Source organism: Geomonas limicola (assembly GCF_014193675.1).
In the GTDB taxonomy this organism is placed as follows: domain Bacteria; phylum Desulfobacterota; class Desulfuromonadia; order Geobacterales; family Geobacteraceae; genus Geomonas; species Geomonas limicola.
On record NZ_BLXZ01000001.1, the window covers coordinates 555,882 to 582,760 of the forward strand.

Consider the following 26,879-nt stretch of genomic DNA (forward strand, 5'->3'; position numbering starts at 1 on the left):
AGTTTAGTGGTATACAACCTGCATATTTCTTACAAATACCGTCATCCTATTAGAACCATTAGCACTTCAGCCCCCGAGACCACTCCGGGGTATTCCTGAGACGCACATTGGAACCCCGACCCGCGGGGTACTGCGGGCACCGGTTCCCTGTCGCAAGAAAGATCATGATTTGTCCCGGAGAATCCGCTATACTGCGCCCCACTTACCTCCGCCCAGGATTTCCCATGAATACCGTCAAGCTCCAGATTGCCGGCACCGACCGGGTCGGCATCGTCGCCAACATCGCCACGGTCATGTCCGACCGGGGGGCCAACATCCTCTCCATGGAGGTCGAGGTGGTCGGCGACCGTGCCATCGTTTACCTCGAGGCGCAGCTCACCCCGCCGCTTGACCTCAACGAGCTCTTGACGGGCCTGCGCACGATCGCAAGCCTCACCGAGATCTCCCCCATTCATACCCTGCCGCTTGAAAAACGCGAGAAACGGGTGCAGATCGTTCTGGACAACATACGCGACGGTATCCTCGCCGTCGACGAGACCGGGAAGATCACCATGGTGAACCAGGTGGCGCGGGAAATCCTCGGTACTCCCGAAGACGACCTGATCGGTCGGGAGCTGCGTGCACTGGAACTGAGCGGCTCCCGCATCCTCGACTGTCTGACCGGCCCGGGGTACCGCCAGGTGAATCGCGACCTGATCACCGAGCGCGGCCGTTTCCAGTTTCTGGCGACCGGCAAACCGATCCGGGACTCCCGGGGACAGGTGGTGGGGGCCGTGGAGATCCTCAAGGAGCTGCGCGAGATCAAGGAGATGGCCCATGCCGTCTCGCACCCCCTCCAGGTGACCTTCCGCGAGATCATCGGCTCGAGCCCCGCCTTGCGCGACGTCATTTCCATCGCCCAGAAGCTCGCCCGCACCGACCCGGTGGTCTCCCTGCGTGGCGAAAGCGGCACCGGCAAAGAGCTCTTTGCCAGCGCGATCCACGCGGAAAGCGGCCGCCCGGGCCCCTTTGTGCCGGTGAACTGCGCGGCACTTCCCGAGACGCTTCTGGAAAGCGAGCTGTTCGGCTACGCCGGCGGTGCCTTCACCGGTGCACGCCGGGAAGGCAAACCGGGACTCTTCGAGATCGCCCAGGACGGCACCCTGTTCCTCGACGAGATCGCCGAGATCCCGCTTACCCTGCAGGCGAAGATGCTCCGGGTCCTTCAGGAGCGCCGGGTGCGCCGCATCGGCGGGACTCGGGAGATGCCGGTCAACGTGCGCATCATCACCGCCACCAACAAGAACCTGGAACGGATGATGGATCAGGGGCTTTTCCGTGAAGACCTCTACTACCGGATCAACGTTTTCCAGATTCAGATACCGGCGTTGCGCGAGCGTATCGAGGACATCGGCCCCCTGGCCGAGCACTTCCTGTTTCACCTGAACTCCACCCTGGGAAAGACCGCCCAGCGTCTCGCCCCGGCCGCCCTGGCCAAACTCGCCGGACACCGCTGGCCGGGAAATATCCGCGAGTTGCGTAACGTCATCGAGCGGGCCTCCATCCTCTGCCCGGGCGCGGTGATCGAGGCGGAGCACGTGCTCTTCGGTGCCGGAGCCCCCGCCGCCCTCGCCGGAGAAGCGCTACGCAGCGACACGGAGCAGCCCGGCGATTCGCTCGGCCAGCAGGTCGACCAGTTCGAACGCCAGGTCATCTCCCAGAGGCTCCAGATGTCAGGCAGCATTCGCGAGGCGGCACGGGCCCTCGGGGTGTCGCACACCACCTTGCTGAACAAGATCAAAAAGCTCGGCCTGACACTGGCACGATAACTTTCCACTGGTTCATTTTATTGCCACATCGCAAGATACTGTAAAGACGTGGTTTAGCAGTTACCACCAGCCATATTGGCACGTTTTCGTTCCATTCCTCAGATACGATACCTCACCTCCCACGCCCCCTCAAGCAGGCAATCACTGCTGCACCATTTGAAAAAGAGGTTATATTTAGGTCATTTGCACCACATAACTCAGAAACCGTGTGGCGAGTCGCGTCCCGTGACGCCTGGTTGGCATCCGTCTTGTAAACAGGAGCGTCAGACAATGACAGCGCCCCTTGCGGGCAATTCCAGTGAAGAAGGAGAAGCGATCGTGATCGTCGGGATTTTGAAGGAGATTAAGACCGAAGAAAACAGGGTATCCATGACACCGGCCGGTGTGGAAGTGATGACCGCCAAAGGTCACCAGGTGCTGGTCGAGTCGCTTGCCGGCGTGGGGAGCGGGTTCAGCAACGAGGCCTACCAGGCAGCCGGCGCTGAGATCGTGGCGACTGCCGCCGAAGTCTACGCGCGTTCCGAAATGGTGATGCACGTCAAAGAGCCCCAGCCCAGCGAGTACGAACTGATCCGTCCCGGCCAGATCGTCTTCACCTACTTCCACTTTGCGGCCTGCGAGGAGCTGACCCGCGCCATGCTGAAGACCGGCGCCATCGCCATCGCCTACGAGACCATCGTCGACGCCGACAACACCCTGCCGCTGCTTACCCCGATGAGCGAGGTGGCCGGGCGCATGGCGGCTCAACAGGCAGCCAAGTACTCCGAGCGGGCCCAGGGTGGGCGCGGTATCCTCCTGGGTGGCGTCCCCGGCGTGCCGCCGGCGAACGTCCTGGTCATCGGCGGTGGCGTGGTGGGCACCCACGCAGCCCAGATGGCCTGCGGCCTGGGTGCCAAGGTGTACCTCCTGGACACCAGCCTGAACCGTCTGCGGCACCTCTCCGAGGTGATGCCCAAGAACTGCTTCCCGATGATGTCGTCGCCGGCCACCATCCGTGACCTGGTACAGCAGGCCGACGTGGTGATCGGCGCGGTCCTGGTGCACGGGGCGAAGGCCCCCAAGCTGGTGACCCGCGAGATGCTGAAGACCATGAAAAAAGGCGCGGTGCTGGTGGACATCGCCATCGACCAGGGGGGCTGTTTCGAGACCTCGCGTCCGACCACCCACACCACCCCGACCTACGAAGTGGATGGCATCCTGCACTACTGCGTCGCCAACATGCCCGGTGCGGTACCGCTGACCTCGACCGTGGCGCTTACCAACGCCACCCTCCCCTACGCGGCCGCCATCGCCGCCGAAGATTGGCGCGAGGTGGTGCGCAAGCACGCCGGCATCCGCGCCGGGGTCAACGTGGCCTGCGGCAAGGTGACCTACCAGGGGGTCGCGGAGGCCTTCGGCCTTGAGTACACCCCGGTCGACCAGCTGCTCATCTCCATCCCCTAGCTCGGCACCGCATCGTCACACACCAGCGCCCCCTCCACCCGAGGGGGCGTTTTTCGTTCAAGCTGCCACCAGGTGCCGGCCGCTCCAGGGCTCACCGGCAAGCCCCCCTACCAAACTATGTGTTTAGGGCGAGGCTTCCTAAGGTACGGAAAAACCCCTGCGCCGCGCGGGCGACCAGGGGCGATGAAGGGGGGACTCTGCGGCACCGGCCGCTGCTCGACTCAACGAGCAGACCCGGCCCGTTTCAGGGCCTCGAGCATCTCGTCGTGAATCCCGCCGTTACTGGCGAGAATCCGGTGGTCGTAGACGGTGTACCCCGCTCCTTCCTGGTTGGTGACCCGCCCCCCGGCTTCGAGGACCAGGAGCGTGCCTGCCGCCACGTCCCAGGGTTTCAGCTTCACCTCCCAGTAGCCGTCAAGCCGTCCGGCGGCGACGTAGGCCAGGTCGAGCGCCGCGGCTCCGGCGCGCCGAACGCCGCGCGCCGCCAGTTGCAGTTCGAAGAAGTTCGCGAAGTTGTTCTCGTTGTCGCGGGCCACGTCGTAGGGAAATCCCGTCGCCACCAGTGCCCGCCTCAGCGGGGTCCGGGTGGAGACCCGGATCGGCCGGCCGTTCAGGAAGGCGCCCCCCCCTTTGCAGGCCGTGAAGAGTTCGTCCATCATGCAGTGGTAGATCACCCCGACAGCCAGCTCCCCCTGGAACTCCAGTGCTATCGAGACGCAGAACCAGGGGAAGCCGTGGGCAAAGTTGGTGGTGCCGTCCAGGGGATCGATGATCCACTTGTAGCGGGAGTCGCTGCGCTTGGCCCCCTCCTCCTCGGCGAGAAAGCCGTGCCCCGGGAAGGCGGCCGCAAGCCGGGAGATGATGAGCTCCTCGCAGGCCCGGTCCACCTCGGTCACCAGGTCGATATCCCCCTTGAAATCAATGGCAAAATCGCCCCAGAGGCGCTCCTTCTGCAGCTTGCCTGCCTCGAGCGCGGCCGCGCTTGCGGTTGCGAGAAATTGCTCCAGTTCCTGCTCGGTCGGCATCCGGTACTCCATCAGTGTTTGGGTAGGTCCTGCACGTCCTCGGGGAGAATTTCCAGAAGCTCCCGCATCTGCTCGAGCAGGGTAAAGTGCATCTCGTCATCGGCGGCTATCTTCAGGTAGAGTTCCTTCTCCCAGTGGTGCTGGGCCTCACGGGCCAGTTGACCGTAGAGCCTGACGCTGGCAGCCTCGAAATCCATGGCGCGGCTCACGCAAACCAGTTCTTCGTCGAGCTGCTCGAGCCCGGAGAGCTGCACCGCCAGGTTGCGCAGGATGAAGCGCGCCCCGTCCAGGGTACGGGATTGGGGGAGATCGACCAACACACCCTCCTGTTGAGCCTTGAGGGCCTCGGCGTGCCGTTCTTCATCCTCGGAGAGCAGGGCGAACATCCCTGCGACCCCAGGCAGACCGACTGCGGTCTGGCACCCCTCGTAGTAAGCTCTCCCCTCGCCAGTCTTTCGGAGCACCACGTCATGTGATTCCATACGCCCTCCCATGCGAAGATTTGCGGCTGGAAAACAGTACCAGAAATTCTGTCAAATACAAAAAAACCAGAAATTCTGGATCAGGAGTTCCACTGACAGAGAACAACTGGCACTACCGACAGCCAAGCCTCCTCTAGTGCCGACCGTGCTGCCTCCTGAGCCAGTGCGCCGAGGTCCTGTGAGAGCCCCGGCCGGGAGAGCAGCATATAGTTATTCCGGGAGCACACCCTTTGCCAAGGAAATGCTCCGCCACAGGAGGGTGCGCCCGACGCCGGGCACAAAAAAAGGAGGGATCCGAAGATCCCTCCCGTTGGGGGGAAGCCTTTACTGAAGACCGGTTAGTTGTACGCGGTCTCGGAGTGCTGGGTCTGGTCGAGGCCCATGATCTCGTCTTCCTTCTCGACGCGGAAGCCGATGGTCATCTTGATCGCGAAGCCGATGATGAAGGTTACCACCACTGCGTAGGCTGCTGCGGCGCCGACTGCGATCAGCTGGGTGACGAACTGCTTGCCGTTGCCGGAAGTAAGGCCGGTGGCGCCGACGGTAGCAAAGACGCCGGTCAGGATGGCGCCGGTGGTGCCGCCGATGCCGTGCACGCCGAAGGCATCCAGGGAGTCGTCGTACTTCAGTTTCGCCTTCACCAGGACGCCGAGGTAGCAAACCAGGCCGCCGGCGATACCCATCAGGATGGCGGCACCCGGCTGTACGAAGCCGGCTGCGGGGGTGATGACAACGAGGCCTGCCACGACGCCGGAGCCGAAGCCCAGGGCGGAAGGTTTGCCGGCGTGGATCCACTCGGCGATCATCCAGGTAAGGCCTGCCACGGCAGGGGCCACCATGGTGGTGGTGAAGGCGAGGCCGGCCAGGCCGCCTGCTGCGTCAGAGCAGTTCGGACCGACGATGGCGGAACCCGCGTTGAAGCCGAACCAGCCGAACCAGAGGATGCCTACGCCGATCAGGGTCAGCGGGAGGCTGTGCGGAGCCATGCGCTCCTGCGGGAAGCCGTGACGCTTGCCGAGGAAGTAGAGGATGACCAGGGCCGAGATACCGGAGGAGAGGTGTACGACGGTGCCGCCTGCGAAGTCCAGTGCGCCCAGCTTGAAGAGCCAGCCGTCGCTCATCCAGACCCAGTGTGCGATCGGGTCGTAGACCAGGGTGGTCCAGAGCAGCACGAAGACGCAGTAGGCGGAGAACTTGATGCGCTCGGCGAGAGCGCCGGAAACCAGGGCCACGGTGATCATGGCGAACATGCACTGGTACATGGAGAAGACGAACTCGGGGATGGAGCCCGGCTCGGTCGGCACGTTCTGGAACAGCGCGTAGACCGGGTTGCCGTCCTTGAAGGTGATCAGGCCGTTCAGCATCGCCTTGCTGAAGTTACCCAAGAGCCCGTGACCCAGGTCGGGACCAAAGGAGAGCGAGTAGCCGATGATGACCCACTGCACGCCGACGATCCCCATGGCGACCATGGAGTGCATCATGGTGGAGAGCACGTTCTTGGAGCGCACCATGCCGCCGTAGAACAGGGCGAGGCCGGGGGTCATGAAGAGCACCAGCGCGGCGGAAACCAGCATCCAGGCAGTGTCGCCGGTGTTGAGGACCGGGTCGACGTTCTTGGGAGCAGGGGCTGCGGCCGGTGCGCCCGGAGCCGGGGCTGCTGCGGCTGCGGCCGGTGCTGCGGCCGGGGCACTTGCTGCCGGTGCGGCGGCGGGAGCTGCCGGCGCTGCGGCAGGTGCGGCAGCGGCAACCGGAGCGGCTGCTGCGGGAGCTGCCTTCTCTTCGGCCTGGGCCAAGAGCGGCGCAGCCATCAGGCAGGCGAGCAGTGCGTACTTGGAAAGGGAAAGGACCATCTTACCGCTTGCAGAAGCGGTGTCTCCTGCCACCCGGGCAGCCACGTTGCGGATACCTCTTCGTATCATTGTCTTCTCTCCTATAGGGATTTTTTCTGGTTCGAAAAAATGGTGATTGAATTAAATAGCCTCGTCGCCTTTTTCCCCGGTCCTGATCCTGATCGCCTCGTCGAGGGGCATCACGAAGATCTTGCCGTCGCCGATCCGGCCGGTCTTGGCGGTCTGTTCCACAGCGCCCACGACCTTGGCAACCAGTTCGTCGGCAACCGCGATCTCGATCTTCACCTTGGGGATGAAATCCACGACATACTCGGCGCCGCGGTAGAGTTCCGTGTGCCCTTTCTGACGGCCGAAGCCTTTCACCTCACTGACCGTGATCCCTTCGATGCCGATCTCGTTCAAGGCATCTTTTACTTCGTCCAGCTTAAACGGCTTGATGATCGCTTGAATAAGCTTCATTGCTTGCCCCCTCCCCTTTGATGTAGTTGCCTCGCTGCAGTCAAATGATTAGCACGCCGCGTGCCAGTTTTTAAAATGGCGTCGTTACAGCACCTTACAAATAATGCCCTCCGGGGCGCACCAGTGCGTGCACATTTTTGAGGCAGGACGCTGCATCGCAAGGCAGTCGATAGCGGTTTTTTTAGGCTGTCGCTTTTGTAGGCAGGAGGTAGGCGGGGGGGAGGAGGGGAGCACGGCGGCGCAGGGGAACGGGTTCCCCTGCGGCCATCAGGCGCCTGAGGAAAGGGAGCTGAAACCGGTCAACAGGGGGGGGATGCCCTCCGGGGGGAGCGGCCGGCTGAACAGGTAACCCTGGTAGGTGTCGCAGCCGTGGCTCACCAGGAACTCGAGCTGGTCGGTAGTCTCGACCCCCTCGGCGATCACCTGCAGCTTCAGGGTGTGCGCCATTTCGATGGTGGCGAGGGTGATGGCGGCGTCGTCGGGGTCGGTAGTGATGTCGTTTATGAAGGTGCGGTCGATCTTCAGGACGTCGAGGGGGAACCGTTTCAGGTAGGAGAGCGAGGAGAAGCCGGTACCGAAATCGTCGATCGCCAGGCGCACCCCCATCTCCTTGAGGGCCTTCAGGGTCTTCACGGTCTTCTCGGTGTGGGCCATGAGCACCCCTTCGGTGAGTTCCAGCTCCAGGAGCCCCGGGTCCAGCCCGGTCTGTCCCAGTACCGCGGTCACCGTGTCGAGCAGGTCGTTTTTCAGGAAGTGCTGCCCCGAGATGTTGAGCGCCAGGGTAACAGGGGCGAACCCCGCATCGATCCAGGCCTTGTGCTGCCGGCAGGCCTCGCGCATCATCCACTGGTCGATCTGGATCACCAGGCCGATCTCCTCGGCAAGGGCAAGGAAGCGCCCCGGTTCGACGATCCCCAGTTCCCGGCTGTTCCAGCGTACCAGGGCCTCCAGGCCGACCACCTCGCCGGTGCGCGCGCAGACCTGCGGTTGGTAGTACACGGTGAACTCGTTGTCCTTCAGCGCCTTGTGCAGCTGGCTCTCCAGGATGATGCGCTCCAGGGCCTTGGCGTTCATCGACTCGTCGTAGATCTGGTAGCCGTTTCTCCCCTGTTCCTTCGCCTGGTACATGGCGCCGTCCGCGTTTCGAATCAGGTCGCTCGCGGTACAGGCATCGAAGGGGTAGAGGCTGATGCCTATCGAGGTGGAGAGGAAGACCTCCTGCCCTTCCAGCGAGTAGGGGAGCGAGATCGCCTCCAGGATGCGCCGGGCCACCTTGGCGACGTCCTGGAAGTGGTCGATATCCGAGAGCATGATGGTGAACTCGTCCCCACCCAGGCGGGAGACCAGCGAGGGGGGGCCATCCTCGTCACCGCGCGCCAGGCAGTCGCTGCGCCTCACGCAGCGCAGCAGGCGGTCCGCCACGTCCTGCAAGAGGCGATCCCCCACCCCATGCCCCAGGGTGTCGTTCACCAGCTTGAAACGGTCCAGGTCCAGGAAGAGCACCGCGAGCAGCCGGTCGTTGCGGTTGGCATAGACCAGCGCCTGTTCCAGCTGCTGCAGGAAAAATCGCCGGTTGGGAAGGCCGGTGAGCGCATCGTAGTAGGCAAGAAGCCGGATCTGTTCCTCGGCGTGCTTTCTCTCGGTTATGTCCTGGATGGTGCCGGTGAGCGAGACTGGTTTCCCCTCGTGGTCAAGGACGGTCACCAGTTCGGCGTGCAGGGTGCGCTCCACCGCATCGTCCAAAAGGATCCGGTAGTCGAAGCTCAGCGGCGCGCGCCTGGCGATGGCGTCCTGCACGGAGCTCTCCACGAAGCTGCGGTCCAGCTGGTGCACCGGGTCGAGGATCGGGTTGACCAGTCTTAAGCGGTCCGAGCAGCAGATGTTGTAGACCTCCTCGGAGCAGTGGATATCCCCGCTGGTGAGGTCCCACTCCCAGGAGCCGATGTGGGCGAGGCTCTGGGCGTGCGCGAGCCCCTCCCGGCTTTCCCTGAGCTGGTCCAGCGCCGTGCTGGCCCTCAGCATGTAGTTGACCCGATAGCGCAGGATGTGCCAGTTGATCGGCTTGGTGATGAAGTCGGTGGCGCCGGCCTCGTAGGCGCAGTTGATCGACTCCAGGTCGTCGAGCCCCGTCATCATGAGAACGGGGGTATCGCGCCCAGCCAGGGTGCGCCTGATCGCACTGCAGACTGAGAACCCGTCGATCCCCGACATCATCACGTCCAGCAGGACGATATCCGGACGACTCTCCTCGAAGGTTTCCAGCGCCTCCTCGCCGCTACCGGCGTCGCGCACCGTGAACCCCGAGTGCTCCAGGGTCTCCCTGGCCAAGAGCCGCACCGCGTGGTCGTCGTCCACCACCATCACCAGCGGGGTCGCCCGTTTTGTCTTCCTGGTCAGCATAGTGCGCCTCCCTGCAAGGCCTCGCGTACCATCCGGTACTCTTCCTCGACTTGCATAAGTAGCGGCAGGGCCCCCTCGGTGGAACCGGCGCGGCCCAGCGTCTCCAGTTCCAGGCAGACGTCGGCCAGGCGCAGGGCACCCAGGTTGGCACTGCTCGATTTGAAGCTGTGCGCCGCCGCCTTGAGTTTCTCGGGATCCTTGCCGGACTCCGCCTCCCGCAAGGTCTGCAGCAGCGTTGGGGTACTCAAGAGGTAGAAGTCCACCACCTTGCGCAGCACCTCCTTGCCGCGCTCGCCGGGGAGCATCGTGATCATTTCGATGGCACCGCTGTTGTGGCCCCGGCTGATCGCCCCCTCTTCCGGCAGCGCGGCCACCATGTTCAGGTACCGGCGCATGACCCGGGAGAGTTCCTCGCGGCTGAAGGGCTTGGAAAGGTAGTCGTCGGCCCCCGAGGCGATGCAGTTCTCGCGGTCTCCCTTCATGGCGAAGGCGGTGAGCATGACGATGGGGAGCCGTTTGCCAGACGTACCCGGGCTGCCGCTCACGGTTATGGGCTGGTCCCCCTTTTCCGCCGTGCCGCACCCCCCGGGTTTCCCTCCGGCCGCTTCCCACTCCCTGATGCGCCGCGTGGCTTCAAGTCCGTCCAGTTCCGGCATCTGGCTGTCCATAAAGACCAGGTCGTAGGGGTTGCGCCCCACCCAGTCCAGGGCCTCCAGCCCGTCCTGGGCCAGCTCCACGCTGCACCCCAGGCTCTCCAGCATGCCGCGCCCTACTTCCTGGTTCACCGGGTTGTCCTCGACCAGCAGCACGTGGGGCGCCCGTCTCAGGCAACCGGCGCCCGGTCCGGCTTCGCTCTCCGGTTCCATCCCGAGGGCCCGGACCAGGGTGGCGTAGAGTCTCTGCGGGGTGAGCGGCCGGGAGAGCGCCACTGCGACGCCGCTCTCCCGCTCCAGGAGTTCCCGGCGCGGCTTGCGGTCGTCGGGCAGGAGAACCAGGCGCAGCGAGCGACCGGCCGGCAGGGCGCGCACCGAGGCGGCCAGTTCCAGGCCGTCCGCCCCCCCCAACACCTCGTCGATGATCACCAGGTCGAAAGGTGCTGCGACGACCCGGCAGAGCGCCCGGGAGGCGTCTTCGGCACGCTCGACGTCGACTCCCCAGCCGCTCAGCTGTTCGAGGAGCGCGTGGCTCACCAAAGCGTCCGCCGAGGCAAGGAGCGCCCGCTTGCCGCGCAGGGCACCCAGGTTGCCGGTCGCGGGCCAGGTGAGCGGTTCGGGCGGGGTCTCGGTCAGGCGCACCGTGAAAGAGAAGGTGGAGCCGCACCCGGGGGCGCTTTCCAGGGTGATAGCCCCCCCCATCAGCTCGGTGAGTTGCCGTGCGATCACCAGTCCGAGTCCCGTACCGCCGTAGCGCCGGGTGATCGACTCGTCGGCCTGGGCAAACTGTTCGAAGATACGCCCCTGCTGCTCGGGCGGGATCCCGATGCCGGTGTCGCTGACCCGGAAGCGGACCAGGGTCGCCTCCACCCGCGAAACCTCGAGGGTCACGCTCCCGGCCGGGGTGAACTTGATCGCGTTCCCCAGGAGGTTGATCATCACCTGGCGCAGCCGGCCCGGGTCCCCTTGGTACACCCCCGCGACATCCTCGCCCACCAGGCAGCACAGCTCGAGCCCCTTACGGGCGGCGTCCTCGGCAAAAAGCCCCACCGTCTCGGCCACCAGTTCGCGCAGGTCGAAGGGGATCGACTCCAGTTCCAGGCGCCCCGCCTCGATCTTGGAGAAGTCCAGGATGTTGTTGATGATGGTAAGCAGCGCCTCCCCGGAACGGCGCACCGTATCGACGAACCGGGTCTGTTCCTTGCTGAGGTCGGTGCTCTGCAAAAGCTCCGTCATCCCCAGCATGCCGTACATCGGGGTGCGGATCTCGTGGCTCATCTGGGCCAGGAAGCCGCTCTTGGCCTCGTTGGCCGCCTGGGCCGCTTCCATGGCCCGGCTGGCACGCTCCAGGCTTTCCTCGAGCCGCCGGTTCACGCTGGAAAGCTCCCGGGTCCGCTCGGCCACCTCGAGCTGGAGTTCCTCGGAGTGCAGGGCGAGCCGCTCGTCGCGCACGGCGATCTCGGCAAGCATGCCGTTGAAGCAGTCGAACAGGAGCCCCAGTTCGTCGTCATGCCAGCTGGTAACCCGGACCTGGTAGTCCTGGCGCTCGGAGACGATCTCCATCTTTTCGGTGAGGTGACGGATCGGGTCGGATATCAACAGGGTGATGCGGCCAGCGAGCAGCTTCAGGGAGCCGAACACGGCGAGGGCGGAGAGGGCGAGAAACCAGGCGCTGAAAACCAGGGTGGAAGGCTCCAGGGACCGGAAAGCGAGGGAGCCGGTGAGCAGGATGAGGCAGATGAAGGTATTGGTGGCGAGCAACAGGGTCGAAAGCTTCCCCTTGATGGTCTGCGTGGAAAACCAACGATCAGTCACAGCCCCCCCTTCCCCCGCTCAAGCAAACGGTGTCATGGCGCCGCCCCTCGCGGTGAGGGGCGGCAGGTAGGTCCGGCGCGAATCGTTAGAACTTTACAATAATCGGTTAGGAATTCAAGGGCGGCGCAAACCTGCGGCGAGGCGGACGAAATTGGCGAGTATGGTGCGGGAAGCGGCGTCGAATACCGCTTTTTGGGCGAGGAAGCCGGTGAGGAGATCCAGCTGCGGATCGGGTAGGTTCCCCCAGCAGGCGACGATCTCCGGGTCCACCTCGGGGTGAAACTGGACCCCGTAGGCACTGCGGCCGAGGCGGAAGGCCTGGGCGGGGCAGGCGGGCGAACTGCCGAGCAGCAGGGCCTCTCCGGGAGGGGTGAAGCTGTCATTGTGCAGCTGGAAGGTGACAAAACTCCCGGGCAAGCCGGCGAAGAGCGGGTCGGCCGCGCCGCGGTCGTTCAGGTCGACGCGCTGGATCCCCTTTTCTCCGTGGGGTGACGGGGAGGCGACGCTGCCGCCGGCGACCTGCGCCAGGAGTTGCCCCCCCAGGCAGATCCCCAGGAGCGGAATCTCCGCGTCGAGTGCCCGGCGCATGAACCCGCGCACCCCTTCCAGGTACGGGAAGCGCTCGGTCTCGTGCACCCCCATGTCCCCCCCGAGGACGATGATACCGGTCACCTCGGCCAGTTCGGGGAACGGCTCATTCGCAAAGGCGGCGACGGTCTGCACGGCAAATCCGGCGGCCGCGATGAGCTCCGGGCAGCTGCCGGCGGGACACTGGGGATCGTTCTGGATCAGGACAAACATCTGGCGTTACTCCTTGGGTTTTGGGGTGCCTGCGGCACGGAACTCGCCGTCGGGGCCGAAGCTCAGGGGCGAGCCGGGGAAGTCCTCGGTGCTCAGCCGGCGCATCAGGCGGTAGGCGCGCTGTTTGGGGTCACGCACCGGTCCGCGCTGGAAGGTCTGCAGGAAGGAATCCACCCTCCCCTTCTCGAAGGAGCCGTCCCGGGAAAGCTGCACGGTGATAAGCGGCGCGTAACCGCTCTCCCCGACCACGCTCACCCCGCCATAGGTGGCGAAGTTCCCCAGGCTGTAGGCGATCAGGCGCCCCTTGTAGAGCTCCAGGGCGCGCGGCACGTGGGGGCCGTGGCCCAAGACCAGCGCGGCGCCGCGGTCGATGGCGGCATGGGCGAAGCGGACCAGGTCGCCGCGCGGCTCGTTCAGGAAGGTCTCCGGCCCCGGGGCGACGTGCAGCGCGCCGCGTCCCTCGGCCCCGGCATGCACCGAGAGGATCAGGATGTCGTAACGGGGCGCCAGTTCCGCCACCTCGGCGAGCGCCCGTTCCGGATAGACGATGGAGCGCGGGCCAGCGCCGAATCCCAGGGCCAGCACCGCGACCTTCAGCCCGCGCACCTGGAACTCGGCCACCTGGCCCGACTTGCCGGCGTAGGCGACCCCCGCCGCGTCGAGCGCCTCCCTCGTGGAGGTAAGCCCGTCGCGCCCGAAGTCCAGGGCGTGGTTGTTGGCCAGCGAGACGAAGGAGATCCCGGCCTTTTTGAGGTTTCGCGCGTAGGAGGGGGGAGTGCGAAACAGGTAGCGGCGCCCCTTGAGGGGTTCCTTGGCCGGGTCACCCCCCGAGAAGAGAGGTCCTTCCAGGTTGGCGAGCGCGAGGTCGGCACCCTGGAAAAGCGGAGCGGCCGGGGTAAGTAGGTTGCGCCCCTGGTCCTTGGGGAGCCGCGGCGTGGGGAAATCGCTCCCCATCATGACGTCGCCGACCGCGGCCACCGTGAGACCGGCGGTCTGGGCGCTGGCGGTACCGGCCACCAGGAGCACCAAGAGCGTGACGAGAACGAGGCAACGGCAGGAGTGCCGCAGGGTAAACGGAACAGGCAGGGGACGGGAGTCGGACTGGGGTAACGGGGTGTACAAAGGTTTCTCTCGGGGCAGTTTCTGTCCGGGGCACGGCAGCTGCACTAAATATAAGATGAACCAGGTTCCGATCTGCGCTCCTGCTGCCCCGTTGCACCAGGAGGCGACGCTTTCCGGATCCTGCCGGGCGCGGGATGCAGCACCCGCCCGACCGGCTGATGGGCCGGCCGGGCAGGAAAATACCTTACACCTTGCGCAGACTTTCGGCAATCACTTCCGCGATGTCCCGGACCTGCACCTTCTCGGCGCCCCGGTCCTTCAGGCCGTCCTCGAACATGGTGAGGCAGTAGGGGCAGGCTACGCAAACCGTGTCCGGGGTCTGGGTAAGCGCCTCGTCCACCCGGGCGTGGTTGATCCGCTCACCGGTCAGCTCTTCCATCCACATGCGCCCGCCACCGGCACCGCAGCAGAAGGAATTTTCCCGGTTGCGCTCCATCTCCTTGACCGGTTTCCCGGTCGCCTGCTCGATGAGGGTCCGCGGTTCGTCGAAGACGCCGTTGTGGCGCCCGAGATAGCAGGGGTCGTGGTAGGTGACGGTCCCAAGCCCCGCAGCACCACCGGTGAGCTTGAGGCGCCCGGTCTGCACCAGCTCCGTGATGAGCTCGCTGTAGTGGCGCACCTCGAGCTCCAACCCGAACTGGCGGTAGTCGTTTTTCAGAGTGGTCAGGCAGTGCGGGCAGAGGGTGATCACCTTGGTTACGCCGCGCTCCTTGAAGAGCTCCACGTTCTCCCGGGCCATCTTGTCGAAGAGGAACTCGTTACCGAGCCGGCGTAGGCTGTCCCCGCAGCACTTCTCGTCCTTGCCCAGGATCCCCCAGGAAATACCGGCCGCATCGAGGATGGTGGCGAGCGCCACGGTGACCTGCTTGGTGCGCGAGTCGAAGGAGCCGGCGCACCCGACGTAGAAGAGGTACTCAGTCTCGCCTGCGGCAAACGGTTTCACGTCGAGGGTGGAGACCCACTTGGCGCGCTCGCCGGGGGCGATCCCCCAAGGGTTGGAGCGCTGCTCCATGTTCTCGAACAGGTTCAAAAGCTCCTCGGGGAAGTGTGCCTTGGTCTCCACCAGGTGCCGGCGCATCTTGATGATCTTGGGCATCTGCTCGATCAGGACCGGGCAGGCCTGCATGCAGGCGCCGCAGGTGGTGCAGGACCAGATGGACTCTTCGGTGTTGGTCCCCTCCCCTTCGTCCCCGATGAGCGGCAGGGTCCCCGGGCGTCCCTCCTTGAGAGCCGGCCCGTTTTCCAGCAGGTTCGTCTTGATGGCGTGCACGATCTGGCGCGGGTTCAGGGGCTTGCCCGTGTTGGTGGCCGGGCAGGCCGCCTGGCAGCGACCGCACTCGGTGCAGCTGTAGGAGTCGAAGAGGTCCTTCCAGGTGAAGTTCTCCACGCTCCCCACCCCGAAGGTCTCCCCCTTCTCGAAGCGCTCGCGCGGCTGGGTGTTGGGCCAGTCGAGACTCCCGAAGTAGCAGTTGGGGATGGCGGTCAGGATGTGCATGTGCTTTGAGTGCGGCAAGAAGCAGATGAAGGCCAGGAGCACCACGGCGTGCAGCCACCAGGAGATGAGCACCACGCCGTCGAGCCCTGTTCCCAGGGGGGCAAGCCAGGAGCCGACCAGGGTGGATACCGGCATGGCAGCGGTCGCAGTTTCTACCCCTTGCGCGATCAGCGCGCCGTGCATCCCGAAGTAGGCGATCATCAAGAGCGCGATGAAGCTGAGGATCAGGAACGCCTCGGGGCTTCTCCCCTTCACGTAGCGGCTGTCCAGGTACGGGGGTTGGATAAGCAGACGCCGCCCGAAGGAAAAGGCGATGGCGACCAGGGTAAAGAGCGAGACCAGGTCGAAGAGGAAGAGGAGCGCGTGGTGCACCCCCGCCGGGAGCAGCCCCAGGTTGATTCCCGGGACGACCCCGGCCACCAGGAACTCCCCGTTGGCGATCGCCAGGATCATAAAGGACCAGAAGATCACGAAGTGGTTGAGGCCGAAGGGTTTTTTAAGGACGCGCGCCTGGGCGAAGGCGTAGAGGAGCATGTCCTTCAGACGGCGCCCCGGCTGGTCCAGGCGCTCTTCCGGCTGGCCTACCAAGACCAGCGAGAACCTCCGGTAGACGCTGAAGAGAAAAAAGACCAGCGAAGCGGCCAGCAGCACGGCAAATAGGGGGGGATGCGGCATCATGAAAAACCTCGTATGCGTCTATGCGGCCCGGGACCGCGTTATATCAAGTAACAACGACTCGTCCACGCTCAATACTGCGTAGCCGGCCTGGGAAGATTCTGCAGGGGGCACCCGATCATGCGCCCTCACCAACCGGTTCCAACTCTCCCCCGCCCCTTGCGGGAAGGGGTCGGGGGGTGGGGGAAGCCGCCATGCAGCAATCACCTAACCACCTGTTGCAGCCCGGCGTCCCCCATCGCGAAGTTCTCGCTCACATCCAGGGAAGCCGTAGTTCGATCCACCTTTCAGCCGGCCTCACGTCCACCCCTTTGCGAAGGGGGGACAGGGGGGATTTGCCTTGGAGATCCGCAGTTGCAGACCCAAGCTTACGCCCGTTTCCCCGAGCGCGCCTCCTTGAGCGTCTTCAGCTTGCGGGTGAGCGCCGGAATCACCTGGAACAGGTCCCCCACGATGCCGTAGCTCGCCACCTGGAAGATCGGCGCCTCGGGATCACGGTTGATGGCGATCACCACGTCGGAGTCCTGCATGCCGACCAGGTGCTGGATCGCTCCGGAGATGCCGCAGGCGATGTACACCTTGGGGCGCACCGTCTTACCCGTCTGCCCCACCTGGCGGTCCTGGGGCATCCAGCCGGCGTCCACCGCGCTGCGCGAGGCCCCCACCACGCCACCCAGGACGTCGGCCAACTCCTGGAGCATCGAGAAGTTCTCCTTGTTCATCATTCCCCTGCCACCCGAGATGATGAAGTCCGCGCCAGAGATGTCCACCTGGGAGCCGGAGCCGCCGTCCATGAGGATCTTCAGCACCTTGACCTTCATTTCCTCCTCGGTCACCGGCACGCTCTCGCGCACGACCTCGCCGGTCAGCGCCGCGTCGAAGGGGGGCATCGGCATCACGTGGGGGCGCACGGTGGCCATCTGGGGGCGGAACTTGTCGCAGATGATGGTGGCCATGATGTTGCCGCCAAAGGCAGGGCGGGTCTGCATCAGGTTCCCCTTGTCATCGATGGAGAGCCCGGTGCAGTCGGCGGTGAGACCGGTAGAGAGTTCGGTGGCGACCACGCCGGCCAGGTCGCGTCCGAGCCCTGTCGCCCCCATGAGGATCACCTCGGGACGGTACTTCTCCACCAGGGCGCAGACCCCGCGCTGGTAGGCGTCGGTCCGGTAGTGGCGCAACACCGGCGCGTCCATCGAAAAGACCCGCTGCGCGCCGTAGCCGATCGCCTGGCGGCAGAGCTCCTCGACCCCCTCGCCCATCACCACGGCGGCGAGTTCGCAGTTGCGCGCCTCAGCCAGTTCCTTCCCTTTGCCGAGCAGCTCCCAGGAGACCTTGGCGGCCTCACCCTCGGTCTGCTCGATGAATACCCAGACGCCGCGGTAGGCGGAGAGCTTGCGGGCGAGTTCCGCCTCCTCGGCGTCCACCTCCACTACCGGCGCGCCGGCCGCAGCCGAGGTGGCCGCCAGTTCCTGGAGGATCCGGAGTTCCTCCGGGGTAAAGGACATCTCCAGCGCCTGGGCCGGGCAGACCTTGACGCATTTCACGCAGCCGATGCACTTGGAGGTATTGATGATCGGCGCGCCGGCGTCGTCCATCTCGATGGCGTCGACCGGGCAGGCACTCTGGCAGCGCGCACCGCAGGCGATGCACCGCCCTTCCAGAAGGGAGGCGACGCCGCGCGGTTTTTTGGGAGGTTTCACAGCATCAGTCATGTCAGGTTCCTTGGTGGTCCGTCAATAGCTTGTAAAGTTCGGGGACTGGCTCCGTGAGGTACCTGTCCCCTTCCCCCACCTCTCCCTTAGCCTCGCCTCCCGCTCGTCGAAAAAATGGCGGGTGCGTCAACTGGAAAGGGGCCGGGGCGTTTAACTCTGGTTACAGCGCCAAGAGGTCTTTTTCCAGCATCTTGTCGATCAAGAGCTGCGCGGCCCCTTCGGGATCGCGGGCGCCGTCGCCCAGCATCTCCCCCTTGGCCCGCTCCGGGGAGAAGATTCGGCTTACCCAGGTCGGGGAGCCCTTGAGGCCGATCTGGTTCACGTCGAGGTTCAGGACCTTGTTGTCCCACAGCTCCACCTGGGCGTCCACCGCCTCCAGACGCTGGGCCACGGTCGGGTAGCGCGGCCGGTTCAGTTCGCGCACCACGGTGAGGAGGACCGGCAGCGGCGCCTCGACCTCCTCGTGCCGCCCCTCAAGCTTGCGGCGCACCTGGATGCTGCCCCGGGTGGGGTCCAGCGCCTCGACCCGGTCCACCAGGGTGAGCTGCGCATACCCCAGGCGGGTGGCTATCCCCGGGCCGACCTGCGCCGTGTCGCCGTCGATGGTCTGCTTGCCGCAGATCACCACGCCGACCTCCTCTTCCTGGGCCAGCCGCTCGATGGCTGCGGAGAGCACCTTGCTGGTGGCCAGGGTATCGGCGCCGCCGAAGACCCGGTCCGACAACAGGATGGCGCGATCCACCCCCAGCGCCAGTGCCTTGCGCAAGGTGGCCTCGGCATTGGGCGGGCCCATCGAAATGGCGGCCACCCTGAAACCGAAGCGGTCCTTGAACTTGAGCCCCTCCTCGACGGCATGGGTATCGTAGGGATTCACGATGAAGGGGACCCCCTCGCGGATCAGGGTGTTGGTGACCGGGTCGATCTGGACCTGGGTAGTATCGGGAACCTGTTTGACACAAACGACAACCAGCATAGTAACCTCGAACGTTGGGGTGCCTCTGAAGCTACAGCAGTGCTGTTAAAAGGAATTGATCTAAGTCAATAAATGGCGATCCAAGCAATGCTGGAATATGTACCATCATTTACACGGTGAGGCAACCGTGAAGCAATATCAACCAGTTCGCTCTTGCAATTTGAGGGTCGATCTTTTACCATTTCGATTCGTGCCCGCACTCTAAGCGTCCTAGCGCGCTTTCTGCCAGCCTTTCATACTGTTAGTGTCCTTTCCTCCCCGGCGGAGCTGATGTCCGACAAATATATAGAAAAAACTTTTCTCTACCTGGTCCTGCTCTCCGTCCTGCTGCACGCAGCGGCGTTTTGGGCGGTGTCGAAACTCCCCAAGGAGCCGCCGCACCCCGAAGAAGCGACCATCGTGGACCTGAAAGATATCCCAGACCTCCCCCTGCCCCCCCCTCCCGCCCTGCAGCCGGGACCTCCCAAGGCTGCGCCGCCGCTCACCCGCCAACCCCGTCCCGTTGAGCGCCCGCGCCTCTCCCCTGCCCCGGTACTGCCCCGGCAGCCCCAGCAGGCACCCCCCCAGAGCGAGACAAAAAGCGCCAAAGCACTCCCAAGCAAGGGACTTCCCGCGCAGCCCAAGGCAGACCTCGGGACCCCGGCGCGCCCGACCGGCAGGGAGGAAGCGCCGCGCCGCGAGAATGCGGGTCGCGAACCGAGCCGCGGCGAAGGGCTCTTCAAGCCGCAGCGCGGCAAAAGCGATGAATTGGCCCGGCTCTTCCCCTCGGCACGCGGGATCCAGCGCATCGAAGAGAACTTCCGCAAGAAGTACGAGGACGCCGAGCAGGGTGACACCCGGCTCATGGACACCGATGATCCGAACATCGGCACCTTCACCCGGCGCTTCGCCATTGCGCTGCGTGACCGGCTCAATTCCATCGACCGCTACGAGAAAAAGGGGGTGGGGATGACCGTGCTCAACATCCGCATCGGCCGGGATGGCATGGTGGAGGGGACCCGGATACTCTACACCAGCGGCAACGCGAAGCTCGACGAACTGGCCACCAAGGCAGCCAGTTCCGCGAGCTACGTGGGACCACTCCCCAGAAGGTGGGAGCACGACACCCTGAACCTGATCTGCTCGTTCGTGATCCGGGAAGGTGGCGGGATCTCGGCAAGCTGGGAACTCACCAACCAGTAGCGCTTTCCCGGAAACGAAAAAAGGGGACCGGCTCCCTTGGTGCCCGTCCCCTTAATCAACATCCCCTATGCCAACCGGAGCTGCCGGAGCCCGTTCAAACGCGCGTCCAGTTTACCCGAAGTACTGCAGCCGCCCCTGGCCCCCCCTTTGAAAAAGGGGGGCCAGGGGGGAGGTCGCCTTTACCCTGCCCGCCCCTCCCCCATCCCCTACCTGCAGAGCCGCATCCTCAGGTAATCCTGGAAGGCCCCGTTGAACTCGTCGCGCTTCAGCGCCATATCCACCGTCGCCTTCAAAAAACCGAGCTTGTCGCCGCAGTCGTGGCGCAGCCCCTCGAACTGGCAGCCGAAGATGGACTCCTGTTTGCTGAGCCGCACCAGCGCGTCGGTGAGCTGGATCTCGCCCCCCTTCCCCGGCGCCTGGTCCTCGAGGATCGGGAAGATACCCGGGGTCAGGATGTAGCGGCCGATGATGGCCAGATCAGACGGGGCGTCGATGATGGCCGGCTTCTCGACCAGGTCGAGCACCTCGTAGACGCGCTTGGCAAGCTGGTTCGCCCGCACGCAGCCGTAGGAGGAGATGTTTACCATGGGGACCTTCTCCAGGGCGAGCACCGGCGCGCGGTAGCTTTCGTAGACGTCGAGGAGCTGTCCCAGGCAGGGCACCGGGGCGTCGATGATGTCGTCGCCCAAAAGGACCGCGAACGGCTCCGCCCCCACGAACTCCTTGGCGCACAGGATGGCGTGCCCAAGGCCCAGGGCCTGCTTCTGGCGCACGAAGAAGATCTTGGCCATCTCGGCGATCTGGCGCACCTCGTGGAGTTCGGCGGTCTTACCCTTGTCCTCGAGCAGGGTCTCCAGCTCGAAGGCATGGTCGAAGTGGTCCTCGATGGCCCGCTTGCCGCGCCCGGTGACGAAGAGGATCTGTTCGATGCCCGAGGCGACCGCCTCCTCGACCACGTACTGCACCAGCGGCTTGTCGATGAGCGGCAGCATCTCCTTGGGGGTCGACTTGGTGGCCGGCAGAAACCTGGTGCCCAGGCCTGCTACCGGGAAAACCGCCTTTTTCACCCGCATGACACCCTCCTCTGCAAGAATTTTCTAATGCAGAAAGATAATAAGGAGTGCCGTCGGGTTTGTAAAGAGCTGCGCGGGGCGGGCAAAAAAAAACCCCCGAAGACGGGGGCTCTTTTTCATGGGTAGCAGGTGGTTTAGCTGGCCGAAGGGCAACCGGCGCAGCTGCCGCCGGAGGGGCAGGCAGGGGCTGCCGCGGACTTAGTGCCGCCGTAGCCGTCACTGTACCAACCCTGCCCTTTCAGGGCGAAACCGGTCTGCGATATCAGCTTCTCGACCTCGCCGCCGCACGACGGGCAGGAGGAGGCCGGAGGATCGGAGAATTTCTGGCGCAATTCGAACGTGTTGTTGCAGCTTTTGCACTGGTATTCATAAAGTGGCATAGCTTGTACTACCTCCTGTCGCATACTGCGGTGTAGAGAAAAACATTGCTGCGCTTACTATAGGAATCCCACCCCGTTTTTGTCAAGGGGTCGGTTGTTCCTCGAGGCTGCGGGTCATGGCGAAGAGCAGGCGGGAGCGGTAGATGATCCCCACCACCTTCTTGCCGTCCACCACGGGAACCCTCTGGAAGCGGTGGGTCAAGAAGAGCGAGGCGACGTCGCTCACCCGGGCGTCCTGGGTGACCGAGATCGGCTGGTGCTCCATGATGTCGGACACCGGCAGGTCCTTGATCTTCGCGCAGAGCGACTCGAAGTACGGCGCGTCCGAGCCGCCGGTGGGGGCTCCGTCCATGAGGGCCGTGATGATGCTCAAGGGGGTAAGGATGCCGGCCAGCCCGCCACGCTCGTTGAGGACGATGAGGCCCGGAGCGGCATTAAGGAAGCTTTCGTCCCCGAAGTTGCGCTTCATGGTGCGGACCGCCTCGGCGACGGTAGTGCGCACCGAGATGGTGGGGACATCGGTTACCATTATGTCTTTGGCTTTCATCAAAGGGTCTTCTCCTCTTCCCTGAAAAGTATGGCGAGCGCGTCCGGGGCGATTCCCTCGACCTGGACTACCTTGTGCCGGGACTTGCCACCCGACCGGATCGTGACACGGGACTTGGCGATCCCCAGCGTCTTGGCTATCAGTTCCACGCACTGCTTGTTGGCGGCGTCCTCGACCGGTGGCGAGGTGAGCCTCAGCCTCAGTTCACCGTCCTTGGGGCCGCAGATCTCGGCGCGCGAGGCCCTGGGCTGGACGTGCACGCCGAAGCATACTCCATCCGGCGTCGGGGTCACACGCACAACGTCACTCATCTTTCAGGGCAAGCAGCTTGTAGTAGGTATCGAGCAGCGCCTTGAAGCCGGACTCGAACTGCACCTTCTCGCGGCGCAGTTCCTGGATCTGGTTCGAGAGTTCCACCAGCTTCTTCTCCGCCTCCGCGACGATCCGCTCCCCCTTCAGTTCCGCCTCCGAGATGAGCAGCTGCGCCTCTTTCTGGGAGTTGGCCTTCATCTCCTCGGTGACCCGTTGCGCGGCGAGCATAGTCTCGCGCAGTTGCACCTCGCGCGCCTCCATCTCGGCCACCTGGTTCGCCTGGCGGTTCAGGCGCTCCTTGAGGTCGTTGTTCTCGCGGATCAGCTCTTCCAGCTCGCCTGCCACGGCCTGCAGGTAGGCGTCGACCTCCTCGGCGTCGAGGCCGCCGAACATCTTCCCCTTGAACTGTTGTTGCTGGATGTCCACCGGGGTTATCTTCATAGTGCTTGTCCCTTGAGCTGGCTGCTGAACATCATCAGGTAGGTGTACGCCGTGTCGAACACCACGATCTGCACCAGGTAGATCAGGATGAAGACCACGACCGGAGAGAGGTCGAGCATACCGGTGTCCGGCATGTAGCGACGCACCCGGCGCAGCACCGGTTCCGTAGTACGGTAGATGAAACTGACAATGGGATTGTAGGGGTCGGCGTTAACCCAGGATATGATGACATTTGCCAGGAGGATGTACTTATAGATCGTCAAAATCCCGCTTGCCACTTCGACTATCTTTGCCAGGGCCAAGAGGACATTGGCTAGCAGAATCATTAACCCTCCCTTATCAAACATTGGATAGCATGCCAAGCTATACAGAAATTCGCATAGTTTGTCAAGCCGAGGTCCCGCCTGAGAGAGCGGCCCCGGTAACTTTCAGAGGGTACTACAGAACCGTTGCGGCTGACAACCTCTTCTTGGCTTTATACAAGAAAATCAGCCAGAAAATCCACGCCCTGAGGCGATACTACCTTGCCTGATTCAACATTCTGGCAGAATGGTCGAAGTAGCTAAGACCTGCGCCGTAAAAGCCAGCTGGTAGAGAGCCGGCAGCGCAGCCATTATTCCCGGTCCGGGAGTCACAGGAGTTAGCAGTTGACTTAGCATCGGCGATGTTTTAAAAGAGTCGGGCTGGGTGCTCCACTGCCCGCGTCCTCAAAAGATTCGATCAAGATGGAAACGCAACCGTCGCTGGTGGGCGGCCCGGTCTTCAAAACCGGTGTGGGGGGTGAGAAACTTCCCAGGTGGGTTCGATTCCCATGCGTTTCCGCCATCCTGCTGTAACGCCACGGCTTTAGTCCCCCCCCTCCTCTTTACCACTATGCGCTCCACAGAAAGAAAGTCCCCTGGTTTTGGCTTGTCGTTTACCGTAAGAAGAGAGGCAATCAACCGGCTTCTTGTTACCTCGTCGCCTGGTAGTATGCAGCTATCTCGGCCCCGGAACGCAGCTTTTTACTGATCCTCAACTCGTCTATCACGCCTAAAAGTTGATGGTCTGGACCTTCGCCGATGTCTGCTACATAGAGAGTGTTGTAGTTGGTCGGAATCTGGTAGGTTATGTTGTTCGTTGCATCGGGGGCACCGTCGATATAGAGGGTGGCGAGTGTGCCATTGTAGGTAACCGCAACGTGGTGCCAGGCTCCAGCGGTCAACACCTGGTTGCCCAATATCACGCTCTTCCAAAGGAAATTGTCATTTACCGCCAATTCCAGTTTCCCGTTGTTGATCTGGAATCGGAAGGAGGTGAGTCCTCCGTCTCCACTGCCGACTATCTGGTGTATGCTGTTGAGGCTTATACTGTCCAGGCTGATCCAGGAATCGATGCTGATCGTGTTTGTCTCGAAAGGCAACTGGAGATAGTATCCAGGCTGGCCGGCTTTGTTCGGATCGAGCATGGGGATCTCCACCCGTGCACCAGAACTGCCGAAGTGTAGAGCGTTACCACTTTTGCCCGCGACCCTGTTGGCGCCATAAATGGTGCCATTGAAGAAACTGGCACTCGAGTTTGCAGCCGTTGCCCCGCTGCTCTCGTCAAATTTGTAGGTTAAATCGGTAACCCCCGTAGCAGAGTTGCTGCCACCACCTCCTCCGCATCCCACGATCAGGCTCAAGATAAAGCAGATCACCACCAACCTCATTTCAACCTCCTCAAAAGAAATTATCAGCCCGGCAGTCTGGGGGACATAACCTGGTACCCCGCCGTCCACCAGTACGTCATGGCTAGGTCCAGGCGGTACGCCAGAGTGTCAGGCTTTTGGAAACCAGCTTCTCCCCTACCTCAAGATACTCACTTACTCATTTATCGGCAGAGAACTTTATGGGCTGTAGGGAAAGGTAGAGAATGAACAAACATCGGACTCCCATTTCCAACGTCAAATTGCACACTCCCCTATTGACTAAAACTGAACATGTTTCCGTTCCTGCTTGATTACCGTTAGCGACGGCCCAACTTCCCCGTAAGGAATAAAATCAGCAGATAAATGAGGTAGATCTGGAATGCTATTGACGCAGCAAAGCCGCCTGCCAGAACCAGGATTTCTCCCAGTGGTATGCCATCCCCTTTGGGGTTAGAAAGAAACAACGCCTTGCATATCACCAAAGGCCAGAAAAAAAATTGAAAAAGTAATTTTGAGCCAGCCTGGACATACAAAATGGAGAAGAGAGTGAACCCGCTTATCAGGCCGAGAAAAGTGGCCAGCACCTTTTCCTTCGTAGTTGATGTTGTGCCTCCCGTGGAGCCTACGTTGCTCTCACGACCAGAAGTTTTCGGCGGCAAAACCTCGCGTTGGACCGGGATCCCGTCGCCAGTTTTCACGGGCTCAGCGGGATTGACCAGGAACACAGCCGAGCAGCGTGGACATGTGGCCCGCGCAGTTTGGGAGGGAATCTTCTCAGGATTCACATCCGTAGAAAAACCGCACGAAGGGCACTCGATCATCATACGTGAAGTACCTTCATTACGTGATTCCTCCATCTGAAATAGAATCGACTGGCGCCCCAAGGCGGTCCCGCCGTTTTCCCTCGATTTTTATTTCGCTAGGGGGGCCTGAGAAAAAAGGGCCCATGCCTTCAGGCGTTTCATTGCCAAGGCATGTCAGAAACGCATCAGCGCATGGACGTCCCCTCCTGCTTCCCCAAAGTCACCTGGCCTGAGGGCCGGAGCACGACAACTCTCATCCCCCAACTCTTCTGTCTGAAGCCTCTTATGCAGTTGACATCTCAGCGTTAATTCAATTATAACTATACTTCATGTTAACGGGACCTCAGGTCACAGCAAGAGTCATTCTTACTGTGCTTTCGTGCCGTTAGCGCCCCCCCACTATCAAGACTCACTCCCGGAGGAGCAAAATGGCAGACTGCGAACTTGTCACCAAATGTCTTTTCTTCAACGATCAGATGGCCAACATGCCTTCTACCAGCAACGTCTTCAAGCTCATGTACTGCAACGACAACTTCCCGGCCTGTGCTCGGTTCATGGTGCGCAGCCAGCGCGGCCCCGACGTCGTGCCCGGTGACCTTTTCCCCAACCAGACCGATCGGGCCAAGGCCATTATTGCCGGCTAGCTAGTAAGGGCTGCGGGGACGTTGTTAAGCGGACAACATCCCCCTAGCTCTGCCCTGTCATGCACCCTTCCAAGGCTTTCTCACCGTTCACAAGCTACCAGCGTCTCTCCACCCCTCGCAATGAAGCCCCCCCCCACTGACCAGTAGTGAAGGAAAAGGTCGCTTGCTCAAGCGCATTACCAAAGATGTCCGTGAGGCTGCGTGCGTGTCCCGGCGTATTCAGGGTGCATTGGATCAGCGTCTCAGCCGGCAAGAGGGAGGTCGAGTTGTCTCGCGAAATGAAGAAGGCTGTGTGATCCGCCGACCACCTGGCTGGCGTTGAGTTGGAAAGAGCCCAACTGGCGTCACAGCTTATGTTGATATCAGGTCCCATTTCCTTGTTGAACTGGAACTTCAACTCCTGAAGGCTCCTGGAAACACCGGTGGCCCCGCGGGCAGGGACGACTGCGGCGACCACGGGATTGTCGTGAGCCGCAACCTCGCCGTAGTTGGCGAGTATCCCCAAGTCGCCGGCCCCGGCACTGATGGATTCTAGGCTGCTCCAGGTGGAACCTGCGTATCTTACGAAACTGGCATTGCCAGCATCGAGGTGGCTGTCGGTGCGTAAGAAGAAGGCATTGCTCCCCGAAGCGGAAGCCAGGGGCTTGGTGACCCACTCAACAGCGATATAGAAGCTGCCGCTGGAAATAGTGGTGGGAGGAATCGTAATGGTCTTGGCAGCATAGGCACCCCCGGTGTCCGGAATAGCCTGGTTCAGCACGGGTGGGAACATCTCTGTTTGCGCGGAGAGGTCGCTGAAGCCACGAACATTGAATGCCTGATCCGAGCCGGTGGTATTGGAGGGATAGATGGTTACCGATGTGAAGGTCACCGGATAGAAGGAAGGGGTTAATTTAACAGCCATTGCAGGCTGCAAGGACGCCGAGCCATCACCCCAGGGAGAAGTGAAGGTGCCGTTCTGCCCAACGGAGAAATTCCTGATGGTGCCGCTACTGGCGGAGCCGCCATTTTGCCCCCCACCGCAGGCGTTCAAGCTAAATGCAAGCAACAGGCAGAAAAAGTCTCTAAAGCAGACAAATCTCATTCTCATACCATCCTTTTATAGATGTGACATC

Annotated in this window: 24 protein-coding genes and 1 tRNA gene; 5 read left to right on the top strand and 20 right to left on the bottom strand. The window is 62.8% G+C overall.

Features of this window, described 5'->3' with window-relative positions; all coding sequences use genetic code 11:
* Nucleotides 1-224 precede the first annotated feature (224 nt).
* Both H7688_RS02295 and ald read left to right on the top strand, forming a co-directional pair.
* Complete coding sequence (locus tag H7688_RS02295; protein WP_183359404.1) at nucleotides 225-1,808, top strand: sigma-54 interaction domain-containing protein; 1,584 nt, start codon at nucleotides 225-227, stop codon at nucleotides 1,806-1,808.
* Nucleotides 1,809-2,078: 270 nt separating this feature from the next.
* Nucleotides 2,079-3,251, top strand: coding sequence for an alanine dehydrogenase (gene ald / locus H7688_RS02300; RefSeq protein WP_281379385.1), 1,173 nt, complete (start codon nucleotides 2,079-2,081; stop codon nucleotides 3,249-3,251).
* Nucleotides 3,252-3,472: 221 nt separating this feature from the next.
* Here ald and H7688_RS02305 read toward each other — a convergent pair whose 3' ends face one another.
* The 11 genes from H7688_RS02305 to H7688_RS02355 all read right to left on the bottom strand — a co-directional run bounded on the left by H7688_RS02305 (nucleotide 3,473) and on the right by H7688_RS02355 (nucleotide 18,713).
* Nucleotides 3,473-4,288, bottom strand: a complete 816-nt coding sequence (locus H7688_RS02305) for an inositol monophosphatase family protein (RefSeq protein WP_246329682.1) — start codon at nucleotides 4,286-4,288, stop codon at nucleotides 3,473-3,475.
* On the bottom strand, nucleotides 4,288-4,758 hold the full coding sequence (locus tag H7688_RS02310) for a ferritin family protein (RefSeq protein ID WP_183359405.1): 471 nt from the start codon (nucleotides 4,756-4,758) through the stop codon (nucleotides 4,288-4,290). Before H7688_RS02310 ends, H7688_RS02305 begins: the two co-directional genes overlap by 1 nt.
* 338 nt (nucleotides 4,759-5,096) lie before the next feature.
* A complete protein-coding gene (locus H7688_RS02315; RefSeq protein ID WP_371873153.1) occupies nucleotides 5,097-6,677 on the bottom strand; it encodes an ammonium transporter in 1,581 nt (526 codons plus the stop codon).
* Between the two features lie 51 nt (nucleotides 6,678-6,728).
* On the bottom strand, nucleotides 6,729-7,067 hold the full coding sequence (locus tag H7688_RS02320) for a P-II family nitrogen regulator (protein ID WP_183359406.1): 339 nt from the start codon (nucleotides 7,065-7,067) through the stop codon (nucleotides 6,729-6,731).
* 267 nt (nucleotides 7,068-7,334) lie between these two features.
* The gene (locus H7688_RS02325) at nucleotides 7,335-9,467 is read right to left on the bottom strand and encodes a putative bifunctional diguanylate cyclase/phosphodiesterase (protein ID WP_183359407.1); all 2,133 of its coding nucleotides are present in this window, start codon (nucleotides 9,465-9,467) and stop codon (nucleotides 7,335-7,337) included.
* A complete protein-coding gene (locus tag H7688_RS02330) occupies nucleotides 9,461-11,935 on the bottom strand; it encodes a response regulator (RefSeq protein ID WP_183359408.1) in 2,475 nt (824 codons plus the stop codon). Before H7688_RS02330 ends, H7688_RS02325 begins: the two co-directional genes overlap by 7 nt.
* Before the next feature lie 114 nt (nucleotides 11,936-12,049).
* Nucleotides 12,050-12,736, bottom strand: a complete 687-nt coding sequence (locus H7688_RS02335; RefSeq protein ID WP_183359409.1) for a type 1 glutamine amidotransferase — start codon at nucleotides 12,734-12,736, stop codon at nucleotides 12,050-12,052.
* A gap of 6 nt (nucleotides 12,737-12,742) precedes the next feature.
* Nucleotides 12,743-13,858, bottom strand: a complete 1,116-nt coding sequence (locus H7688_RS02340; RefSeq protein ID WP_246329683.1) for a CapA family protein — start codon at nucleotides 13,856-13,858, stop codon at nucleotides 12,743-12,745.
* A 184-nt stretch (nucleotides 13,859-14,042) separates the two neighbouring features.
* Nucleotides 14,043-16,031, bottom strand: coding sequence for a (Fe-S)-binding protein (locus tag H7688_RS02345; RefSeq protein WP_183359410.1), 1,989 nt, complete (start codon nucleotides 16,029-16,031; stop codon nucleotides 14,043-14,045).
* Between the two features lie 365 nt (nucleotides 16,032-16,396).
* Entirely contained in the window at nucleotides 16,397-17,740 is a 1,344-nt protein-coding gene (locus H7688_RS02350) for an FAD-binding protein (protein WP_183359411.1), read from the bottom strand.
* 160 nt (nucleotides 17,741-17,900) lie between these two features.
* Entirely contained in the window at nucleotides 17,901-18,713 is an 813-nt protein-coding gene (locus H7688_RS02355) for an electron transfer flavoprotein subunit beta/FixA family protein (protein WP_183359412.1), read from the bottom strand.
* A 270-nt stretch (nucleotides 18,714-18,983) separates the two neighbouring features.
* On the opposite strand from H7688_RS02355, the gene H7688_RS02360 reads away from it, so the two are divergent.
* Nucleotides 18,984-19,895 (top strand): energy transducer TonB family protein, encoded by a 912-nt coding sequence (locus H7688_RS02360; protein ID WP_183359413.1) that lies wholly within the window; start codon nucleotides 18,984-18,986, stop codon nucleotides 19,893-19,895.
* Nucleotides 19,896-20,101: 206 nt separating this feature from the next.
* Here H7688_RS02360 and galU read toward each other — a convergent pair whose 3' ends face one another.
* The 6 genes from galU to H7688_RS02390 all read right to left on the bottom strand — a co-directional run bounded on the left by galU (nucleotide 20,102) and on the right by H7688_RS02390 (nucleotide 22,974).
* Nucleotides 20,102-20,968, bottom strand: a complete 867-nt coding sequence (gene galU, locus H7688_RS02365) for a UTP--glucose-1-phosphate uridylyltransferase GalU (protein ID WP_183359414.1) — start codon at nucleotides 20,966-20,968, stop codon at nucleotides 20,102-20,104.
* Nucleotides 20,969-21,102: 134 nt separating this feature from the next.
* Nucleotides 21,103-21,348, bottom strand: coding sequence for an FmdB family zinc ribbon protein (locus tag H7688_RS02370; RefSeq protein ID WP_183359415.1), 246 nt, complete (start codon nucleotides 21,346-21,348; stop codon nucleotides 21,103-21,105).
* An 82-nt stretch (nucleotides 21,349-21,430) separates the two neighbouring features.
* Nucleotides 21,431-21,895: a CBS domain-containing protein gene (locus H7688_RS02375; protein WP_183359416.1), complete on the bottom strand. Its 465-nt coding sequence runs from the start codon at nucleotides 21,893-21,895 to the stop codon at nucleotides 21,431-21,433.
* A complete protein-coding gene (locus H7688_RS02380) occupies nucleotides 21,895-22,206 on the bottom strand; it encodes a DUF167 domain-containing protein (protein WP_183359417.1) in 312 nt (103 codons plus the stop codon). Before H7688_RS02380 ends, H7688_RS02375 begins: the two co-directional genes overlap by 1 nt.
* Entirely contained in the window at nucleotides 22,199-22,648 is a 450-nt protein-coding gene (locus H7688_RS02385; RefSeq protein ID WP_183359418.1) for a DivIVA domain-containing protein, read from the bottom strand. Before H7688_RS02385 ends, H7688_RS02380 begins: the two co-directional genes overlap by 8 nt.
* Nucleotides 22,645-22,974 carry a YggT family protein gene (locus H7688_RS02390; protein WP_183359419.1) on the bottom strand — a complete coding sequence of 110 codons (330 nt, stop codon included), beginning with the start codon at nucleotides 22,972-22,974 and terminating at the stop codon, nucleotides 22,645-22,647. The genes H7688_RS02385 and H7688_RS02390 overlap by 4 nt, the downstream gene beginning before the upstream one ends.
* A 401-nt stretch (nucleotides 22,975-23,375) precedes the next feature.
* Between H7688_RS02390 and H7688_RS02395 the strand changes: the two genes are divergently transcribed.
* Nucleotides 23,376-23,473, top strand: a tRNA-Sec gene (locus tag H7688_RS02395).
* 127 nt (nucleotides 23,474-23,600) lie between these two features.
* Here H7688_RS02395 and H7688_RS02400 read toward each other — a convergent pair.
* Both H7688_RS02400 and H7688_RS02405 read right to left on the bottom strand, forming a co-directional pair.
* Nucleotides 23,601-24,338: a LamG domain-containing protein gene (locus tag H7688_RS02400; protein ID WP_183359420.1), complete on the bottom strand. Its 738-nt coding sequence runs from the start codon at nucleotides 24,336-24,338 to the stop codon at nucleotides 23,601-23,603.
* Nucleotides 24,339-24,634: 296 nt separating this feature from the next.
* Complete coding sequence (locus H7688_RS02405; RefSeq protein ID WP_183359421.1) at nucleotides 24,635-25,141, bottom strand: zinc-ribbon domain-containing protein; 507 nt, start codon at nucleotides 25,139-25,141, stop codon at nucleotides 24,635-24,637.
* 407 nt (nucleotides 25,142-25,548) lie between these two features.
* Between H7688_RS02405 and H7688_RS02410 the strand changes: the two genes are divergently transcribed.
* The gene (locus H7688_RS02410) at nucleotides 25,549-25,764 is read left to right on the top strand and encodes a hypothetical protein (RefSeq protein WP_183359422.1); all 216 of its coding nucleotides are present in this window, start codon (nucleotides 25,549-25,551) and stop codon (nucleotides 25,762-25,764) included.
* A gap of 94 nt (nucleotides 25,765-25,858) precedes the next feature.
* On the opposite strand, the gene H7688_RS02415 is transcribed toward H7688_RS02410, so the two are convergent.
* A complete protein-coding gene (locus H7688_RS02415) occupies nucleotides 25,859-26,848 on the bottom strand; it encodes a hypothetical protein (protein ID WP_183359423.1) in 990 nt (329 codons plus the stop codon).
* Nucleotides 26,849-26,879 lie beyond the last annotated feature (31 nt).